Source organism: Mycolicibacterium sphagni, assembly GCF_002250655.1.
Lineage (GTDB): Bacteria > Actinomycetota > Actinomycetes > Mycobacteriales > Mycobacteriaceae > Mycobacterium > Mycobacterium sphagni.
This window is the reverse complement of sequence record NZ_NOZR01000032.1, coordinates 58,249-66,876: the sequence shown is the minus strand read 5'-3', so window position 1 is coordinate 66,876 and position 8,628 is coordinate 58,249. Positions and strand designations below refer to the sequence as shown.

Sequence of the window (8,628 nt, the reverse complement as noted above, 5' to 3'; positions counted from 1 at the left end):
GGGGAGCCTCGGTAGTGCTCACCGCGGTCGTCGTCGGCTGCGGCGTTTTGGCCACTGTCGAGTCGCCGGAACTGCAGCCCGCGAGTGCCGCGACAAGCGCGGCTCCCGCCGCTGCGACGGCCAACCTCATTCCCCGGGTCGCTTCGCTCCTGCCGGCAGACGGATGCCACACATCGGGTGACGGTACCGGGCTTTGCGGACGCAGCAGGGTTACGGCACGCTCCGGCAGTAGACTGCAGATCCGATGACATCCCCGGACGACACCCCCCAGACCTTCGCCGACCTGCAGATCCACCCCGCGGTGCTGCAGGCGGTCGCTGACGTCGGCTACGAAACGCCGTCGGCGATCCAGGCCGCCACCATCCCGGCACTGCTGGCAGGGTCCGACGTCGTCGGCCTGGCCCAGACCGGTACCGGTAAGACCGCCGCGTTCGCCATCCCGATTCTGTCGAAGATCGACCCGACCAGCCGCGTCACCCAGGCGCTCGTGCTGGCCCCGACGCGTGAGCTGGCTCTGCAGGTCGCCGAGGCGTTCAGCCGCTACGGCGCGCACCGAAACATCAACGTGCTGCCGATCTATGGCGGCTCGTCCTACGTCCCGCAGCTGGCCGGCCTCAAGCGCGGCGCGCAAGTCGTCGTCGGAACGCCGGGGCGCGTCATCGACCACCTGGAGAAGGGCAGCCTGGACCTGTCGCATCTGGACTATCTGGTGCTCGACGAGGCCGACGAGATGCTGCAGATGGGCTTCGCTGAGGACGTCGAGCGGATCTTGGCCGATACCCCGGAGTACAAGCAGGTGGCGCTGTTCTCGGCCACCATGCCGCCGGCGATCCGCAAGATCACGTCGAAGTACCTGCACGACGCCGTCGAGGTGGCGGTCAAGTCGAAAACCGCCACCGCCGAGAACATCACCCAGCGCTATATCCAGGTCGCCGGGCCGCGCAAAATGGACGCGCTGACCCGTCTGCTCGAGGTCGAACCGTTCGAGGCGATGATCGTGTTCGTCCGGACCAAGCAGGCCACCGAGGAGGTCGCCGAGAAGCTGCGCGCCCGCGGGTTCGCCGCCTCGGCCATCAACGGCGATATCCCGCAGGCCCTTCGCGAGCGCACCATCGCAGCGCTCAAGAGCGGATCGATCGACATCCTGGTCGCCACCGACGTCGCTGCCCGCGGCCTGGACGTCGAACGCATCTCTCACGTACTGAACTACGACATCCCGCACGACCCGGAGTCCTATGTGCACCGCATCGGGCGTACCGGGCGAGCCGGGCGATCCGGGACCGCGCTGCTGTTCGTCTCGCCACGGGAACGCCACCTGCTGAAGTCGATCGAGAAGGTCACTCGCCAGCCCGTCACCGAAGACCAGCTGCCCAGTGTCGAAGACGTCAACGCCCAGCGGGTGGCCAAGTTCCAGGATTCGATCACCGAGGCGCTGAACGCACCGGGCTTCGACATGTTCCGTCGCCTCATCGAGGACTACGAGCGCGACAACGACGTGCCCATGGCCGACATCGCCGCGGCGCTGGCGCTACAAAGTCGCGACGGTGCGGAATTCCTGATGACCGAGCCGCCGCCGGAGAAGCGCCGGGAGCGTCCCGACCGCGACGAGCGGGAGCGCGCCCCGCGTAAGACCCGTGACGATCTGGCGACCTACCGCATCGCGGTGGGCAAGAAGCACAAGGTCGGGCCTGGCTCTATCGTGGGCGCGCTGGCCAACGAAGGTGGGCTGCACCGCAGCGATTTCGGGCACATCACCATCAAGAGCGATTTCTCGCTGGTCGAGCTGCCCGCGACGCTGTCCAAGCAGACGCTGAAAGCCCTTGAGAAGACCCGAATTTCCGGTGTGCTGATCGACTTGAAGCCCGACCGCGGCAGTCCTCGATACGACGCGCGTCCCTCCGGCGGGAAGCCCCGGCGCACGAGCCGATGATCGCGTCCAGCCAGGTAGACCAAGGCGGACTGGAAGCAGTCTCCGGCGTCGACCGGGTTGCCTCGTTGACCGGCGTCCGTGCGTTCGCCGCACTGCTGGTGCTGGGTACTCACGCGGCCTACACCACTGGCAAGTACACGCATGGCTTTGCGGGCCTGGTGTATTCGCGCATGGAGATCGGCGTGCCGATCTTCTTCGTTCTGTCGGGGTATCTGCTGTTCGGGCCGTGGGTGCGCGCCGTGGCCGGCGGGCGGACGGGTCCGTCAGTGCGCCGCTATGCGTGGCACCGGGTGCGGCGCATCATGCCGGCCTACGTGGTCACCGTCCTGGCCGCCTACCTGATCTACCACTTCCGTTCCGCCGGGCCGAATCCCGGCCATACCTGGATCGGCCTGCTGCGAAACCTGACGTTGACCCAGATCTATACCGACAACTACATGTTCAACGGCTATCTGCACCAAGGACTTACGCAGATGTGGAGTCTGGCCGTCGAGGTGGCGTTTTACGCCGTTCTGCCGGTGCTGGCGTGGCTGCTGCTGGTCGTGGTGTGCCGGCGACGGTGGCGGCCCTGGCTGCTGCTGACAGGGCTGGTCGTGCTCGCGCTCGTCAGCCTGGCGTGGATGGTGCTGGTGCACACGACGGATTTCCTGCCCAGCGGCGCCCGGATCTGGCTGCCCGGCTATCTGTCGTGGTTCATCGGCGGCATGCTGCTGACGGTGTTGCAGGCCATGGGAGTTCGGGTCTATGGCTTCATCGCGGTATCGCTGGCGATCGTCAGCTTCCTCATCGTGTCCACCCCGATCGCCGGGGAGCCGACCACCTCACCGACAGGCCTGTCCGAGGCGTTGGTCAAAACCGGGTTCTACGCTGCGATCGCGACGCTGGTGGTCGCGCCGCTGGCACTGGGCAACCGGGGGTGGTACGCCCGGCTGTTGGGCAGCCGGCCGATGGTGTGGCTCGGGGAGATCTCCTACGAAATCTTCCTCGTTCACCTCGTGGTGATGGAGATCGCCATGGTCGAAGTGCTGGGCTGGCCGGTCTACACCGGGTCGGCGCCGGCGCTGTTCGTGGTCACGCTGGTGATGACGATCCCGGTGGCCTGGCTCCTGCACCGCGTCGCCCGGGTTCGCACCTAGCCCGGGTGTCGCACCTAGCCGGTCGGGGTGCGCACCCAACCTGACCGCGAGTCTGCGGTGAGCGCGCAATTCTCCCAAAAATCCCGCGCTGGCCGCAGACTCGACGCCGTCAGCGCAGACTCGACCGCCGCGCTGGCGCGTCACACACACGGCGCACAATGTCGCCCGATGTGTCTGAAGCAAGCAGGCGGATGACGATCCAACCGAGTCGCTCCAAATCCTCGCCCGGCGAGAGTCCCTGGCGTACTGCCAGCGATCTGTGCGGTGATGGTCGCCGTCGTACTCAACGGCGACCATCATTTCTTCCCATCCCATATCGAGGTAATAGGTCGTGAACGAGTCGGGGCAGCGAACGAGTATCTGCGTCTGCGGCCGGGGGAGCCCGGCATCGACAAGCGTCAGCCGCAGCCAGGTTTCCCTTGGTGATTGGGCGCCGGTATCGATCAGAGCCAACACCTTCTCCAGTTGGCGAAGACCCCGAGCGCCAGGGTGTTGCGCCGCGATCGCGTTGATATCCGCAACTCCGATTCCTGTCGCGCGCAACAGTGCATCCATCCGGGCGACCGTCGATCGGGTGGGATGGCGCCGACCAATGTCGAATGCCGTGCGCTGGGGTGTTGTGACAGGCAAGTCGCCCAACAACATCCGCTCGCCGGGCTTAAGGCACAGATTGTGGGTGCGTATGCCCTTAGGCGGCCTGGCGTTCGCCGAGACCAGCTCGGCCGGCTCGCTGGCGTCCAACCATTTCATGCCATGAAGGCCTGCCGCCGTCAGCCCCATGAGCACGCCGTTTCGATGCGACCAGAGCCATGCGGCCCGGGCGCGTTGGTGAAGTGTTAACTCAGCCCCCTTCAGCGCATATACGTCGGGAAAGACCGCGCGATAGCGGGCACGCAGTTGATGGCTGCGCAGAGCGCCACTCGTGAGCGCTTCACTGCCGACGAAGGGGCCTTCGATATTCGTCATGCCGACAGCGTCGGGCGCCAACCCGACGCCGTGTCGACGAGCCCGCGCTCAGTGCGCGACTATGGGGATGAAGTGCGATCTGTGCGCAGACTCGATGCGTTAGTCGCAGGCTCGGTTTCATTGGGGCACATCATGGGAACGACGAATTCCTCGAGCATGGCGCGCTCGTCGCGGGCGTCGCGGCCGGGGAAAATCAGCAGCGAGGTCAGCACCCGAACCAGCCAGCGGGCGCGGCGGTGCACGACGTCCGGGTCGTCGGGCCGCAGCGAAAGCAGGAAGCCCGACGTCAATGCCTGAATGACCTCGGACTGCTCAGCCATCTCCGCGCCGATGGGGGAGTCCGCGGTGGCGAACCACGATGACAGCGCAGGACTTTCGCGCACCAACTCCATCGATGTGGTCAGCCCGGCCAGTAGCCGCTCGCGCGGGTCGGTAATCCCGCTGGTCAGCTCGGACATCTGCTTGTGCAACCGGTAGGCCTCGCGGTGCACATACGCGGTGTGCAGCACTTCGCGATTCTCGAAGTAGCGGTACAGCGTGGCCCTGGAACACCCTGCGGCACGGGCGATGTCATTCATCCCCACGCTTGCCACGTCATGTTTGGCGAACAGGTCGCCTGCCGCGTCGAGGATGCGGTCGGCGGCTACTTCCGCGCGCCGCGAACTCAGCCAGTCCTTACCCGTCATCTAGGCACCCACCCGGAACGGTACCGACAGCGGACGGCGCACGTAGCCGCCGCCGGCCCAGACGATCCCTGCCTCGTCGACCTCGAAATCGGGGCAGCGCGAGAGCAATTCGGTCAGGGTCACGCGGGCCTGCATGCGCGCCGCGGCCGCGCCGAGGCAGTGGTGGGCACCGTGGCTGAACGTGAGGATGTTGCGCGGGCAGCGGGTGACGTCGAGTTCCGCGGCGTTCGGGCCATATTGGCGCTCGTCGAGGTTGGCCGAGCCGTACAGCAGCAGCACCTTGCGGTCGGCGGGGATGGTCTTGCCGTGCAGCTCGACGTCACGGGTTGTGGTGCGGGCCAACCCCTGTACTGGGGAGGTGAGTCGCAGCAGCTCGTCGACGGCGTCGGTGATCAGCGCGGGCCGCTCGATGAGCAGCCGCCGCTGGTCAGGCCGCTGATGCAACAGCGGCATCGAGCCGCCCAGCATGCCGGTGGTGGTGTCGTTGCCGCCGGTGACCATCGTGAACGTGAAAGCCAGCACCGACAACGTTCCGGCGATATCGCCGTCTGCGCCCACACCGGCGGCCACCAGATGCGACACCGTGTCGTCTTCGGGTTCGCGGCGGCGCCGCTCGATCAGTTCGGTGAAGTAGCCCATCATCTGGCCCAGCGCCTCGCCGAACGTCGCCATGGTCGCGGACGCGATGCCACCGGGGGCGGTGTTGGCCGCCACGATGGCCTCAGTCCAGCCGTCGAACTGGTCGCGGTCCTGTTCGGGCACGCCCAGGTAGTGCGCGACCACCATCGACGGCAATGGCTTGAACAGCTCGGTGACGATGTCGCCGCCACCGTTGGCGCGCAGCCGTTCGATGCGTTCGACGACGAACTCGCGCACCTGGGGTTCGACGGCTTCGACCTGCCGGGGGGTGAACCCGCGGGACACCAGCCTGCGAAACTCGGTGTGCACCGGCGGATCCTGCATCACAAACGGCGGGTTGTCTTGCAGCCCAATCAGTTCCAGCTCGTTGTAGTTGACGGTCAGGCCTTGGGCCGAGGAGAAGGTCTCGTGGTCCCGCGCGGCGGTGAAGACGTCGTCGTGCCGGGACAGGACCCAATAATTGTGCTCGGGGTTCTCCGGCGCGACGTTGTGCACCGGATCGAGGTCGCGCAGCGCCCGGTACATCGGCCAGCGGTCGCCCCAGGTCTCGGCAGTGGCCAGTTCGAAGCGGGCCTCTGCCTCGTGAGACACAACAGCAGTCATGTCTTATGGATACGACATAGGCGCAATTGTGTCAATGGGTGTTCTTAGATCACCGCGCCCGGGTTCAGGATCCCGTCAGGGTCCAGCGCCGCCTTGATCTTGCGGTTCAGCTCCATCGCCTCAGGGCCCAGCTGGCCCGCCAGCCAGGGCTTCTTGAGCCGGCCGACGCCGTGTTCACCGGTAATCGTTCCACCCAGCGACACCGCCAGATCCATGATCTCGCCGAAGGCTTTCTCGGCGCGCTGCGTCATCGCAGCGTCTGCGGGGTCATACACGATCAGCGGATGGGTGTTGCCGTCACCGGCGTGCGCGATTACCGAGATGGTCAGGTCGCGGTCGGCCGCGATCTTCGCGATCCCGCCGACCAGGTCGGCCAGCGCGGGCAGCGGCACACCGACGTCCTCGAGCAGCAGTGCGCCCTTGGCCTCCACTGCCGGGATCGCGAATCGGCGGGCAGCCACGAACGCTTCACCCTCGTCCGGGTCGGCGGTCGAAAAGCACTCGGTGGCACCGGCTTCGGTGAACACCCTGGCCATGTACCGGGCGTCCTCGGCGCCGGCCGGCCCGCGGTCATCGGAGGCGGCCACCATCATCGCCGCGGCCGACCGGTCCAGGCCCATTCGCAGCTTGTCCTCGACGGCGTTGATCGCCACCGAGTCCATGAATTCCAGCATCGAGGGCCGGATCTGCCCGGTGATCGTGACTACGGCGCCGGCTGCCGCCTCCACCGAATCGAAAGTCGCCACCACCGTGCACGCCGACGGTTGTGGCGGCAGCAGCCGCAGTGTCACCTCGGTGATCACCCCGAGCGTGCCCTCGCTGCCCACGAACAGCTTGGTGAGCGACAGCCCGGCTACGTCCTTGAGTCGCGGTCCACCGAGGCGCACCGCGGTTCCGTCAGCCAGCACCACCTGCAGCCCGAGCACGTAATCGGTTGTCACGCCGTACTTCACACAGCACAGGCCGCCGGCGTTGGTGGCGATGTTGCCGCCGATGCTGCAGATCTCGTACGACGACGGATCGGGCGGATACCACAGGCCGTGCTCCGCGACAGCCTTCTTCACCTCGGCGTTGAGCAGACCCGGTTGCACGACGGCGGTGCGGGTCACCGGGTCGACGGTGATATCGCGCATCTTTTCCGTCGACAGCACGATCCCGCCGTCGACGGCGGTCGCCCCGCCGGACAATCCGGTGCCCGCCCCGCGCGGTACCACGGCTATGCGATTCTCCGAGGCCCACCGCAACACCGTCTGTATCTCTTCGGTGCGGGTGGGCCGGACCACCGCGAGTGGTGTGCCGGCGCCAGGATCGGCGGCGCGGTCCTGGCGGTAGGAGGCCAGGATGTCGGGATCGGTGACGACGACCCCGTCGGGCAGTTCGGCGGCAAGGTCGGCCACAGCGCTGACGGCCATTGGCCCATCCTAGGCGTGGGCCGCTTGTGCCTCGGGTTCATCGTCGAGCTCGCGCAGCGCGGGTATCCACGGGCACAACAAGCCGATCATCAGGATCGGCACCGCCAGCACCAGGAAAGTCACCTTGAGGCCGAAGGTGTCGACGAGCGGGCCGGCCAATGTGAACCCGATAGGGCCGGCGGCGTAGGTCATCGAGGTCATCACCCCGACCACCCGGCCGCGCAGGTGCTCGGGGGTGCGGTTCTGCATGACCGAGTTGTAGATCGGCCCGATCGGTCCGTAGACCAGGCCGACCACAGCGGCGAACGACAGGATCACCGGCAATGGGGGCAGGAACGCGATGACGGCCACCGCGATGCCGAACGTCAGCACCGCGGTCAGCACCGTCCTGCGCTTGCTGGAGATCTTCGACAGCACCGTCCAGCTCAGCGCCCCGATCAGCCCGCCGATGGACAGGGCCATCAGCACCCAGCCCAGCTGGGCCGGTTCGTTGCGGTCGGTGAAGTACTTGGGGAACAGCACACTTTCCATCGGCAGGTACAGACCGGTGACGGCCAGGTCAATCAGCCCGAGAGTGCGCAGCACCCGGCTGCGCCAGACGAACTTCAAACCCTCCAGGACTCCGGAAACCACACTCTCCGGGAGCTTTTCGCGGGCCGGCCGGCCGGTGCCCTCGAGTCGCAGCAATCCCATCGTCAGGATCGCCAACCCGAACAGTGCGCAGGTGACCCACATGGTGTTGACCCCGCCGAGCGTCGCGATCAGCAGACCGCCGATGCCCGGCCCGGTGATGTAGGCCAGGTTGAACACAGCCTCGTAGACGCTGTTGGTGTGGTCGCGGGTCCACCCCGCCCGCTCGGCGGCCTCCGGCAGCATCGACTGCCGTGCGGTCATGCCGGCCGGATCGAAGAACGCGCCCAGAGCGGCCAGGCCTGCCAGCACAATTGTGTTCAGCACATCGGTGCCGAACGCGATGGCCAGCAGCGGGATCGCCGCGACGGCGATGGCCGACAGCGCATCGGAGAGCATCGCCACCAGCCGCCGCCCGATGAAGTCGACGGCGGTGCCGGCGATGAGGGTGGCGAACAGCAGGGGCAGCGTCGCCGCGCCGGCGACGATCGAGGCGTCCACCGCGCTTCCGGTGCGCTGCAGCACCAGCCACGGGAACGCGACCATGGAGATTCCGTTCGCGCCCGCGGCCAGGAAGGTCGAGGACAGGATCAGCAGCGCGGGGAGGCGCGTGTTGGTCACTGGGA

6 protein-coding genes and 1 pseudogene are annotated in these 8,628 nt (G+C 66.9%); 2 read left to right on the top strand and 5 right to left on the bottom strand.

Annotated elements, in window-relative coordinates; translation table 11 throughout:
* The first annotated feature begins 244 nt into the window (after positions 1 to 244).
* Positions 245 to 1,930, top strand: a complete 1,686-nt coding sequence (locus CG716_RS26635) for a DEAD/DEAH box helicase (protein WP_094484144.1) — start codon at positions 245 to 247, stop codon at positions 1,928 to 1,930.
* Positions 1,927 to 3,066: an acyltransferase family protein gene (locus tag CG716_RS26630; protein ID WP_094484143.1), complete on the top strand. Its 1,140-nt coding sequence runs from the start codon at positions 1,927 to 1,929 to the stop codon at positions 3,064 to 3,066. Before CG716_RS26635 ends, CG716_RS26630 begins: the two co-directional genes overlap by 4 nt.
* Before the next feature lie 109 nt (positions 3,067 to 3,175).
* Here the strand turns inward: CG716_RS26630 and CG716_RS30930 are convergent.
* The 5 genes and pseudogenes from CG716_RS30930 to tap all read right to left on the bottom strand — a co-directional run bounded on the left by CG716_RS30930 (position 3,176) and on the right by tap (position 8,623).
* Positions 3,176 to 4,032, bottom strand: a pseudogene (locus CG716_RS30930) (endonuclease domain-containing protein).
* A gap of 59 nt (positions 4,033 to 4,091) precedes the next feature.
* Positions 4,092 to 4,718, bottom strand: a complete 627-nt coding sequence (locus CG716_RS26620) for a TetR/AcrR family transcriptional regulator (protein ID WP_094484142.1) — start codon at positions 4,716 to 4,718, stop codon at positions 4,092 to 4,094.
* Positions 4,719 to 5,960 carry a cytochrome P450 gene (locus tag CG716_RS26615; protein WP_094484141.1) on the bottom strand — a complete coding sequence of 414 codons (1,242 nt, stop codon included), beginning with the start codon at positions 5,958 to 5,960 and terminating at the stop codon, positions 4,719 to 4,721.
* Positions 5,961 to 6,004: 44 nt separating this feature from the next.
* Positions 6,005 to 7,372, bottom strand: a complete 1,368-nt coding sequence (locus CG716_RS26610; protein WP_094484140.1) for an FAD-binding oxidoreductase — start codon at positions 7,370 to 7,372, stop codon at positions 6,005 to 6,007.
* 9 nt (positions 7,373 to 7,381) lie between these two features.
* A complete protein-coding gene (tap, locus tag CG716_RS26605; RefSeq protein ID WP_094484139.1) occupies positions 7,382 to 8,623 on the bottom strand; it encodes a multidrug efflux MFS transporter Tap in 1,242 nt (413 codons plus the stop codon).
* Positions 8,624 to 8,628 lie beyond the last annotated feature (5 nt).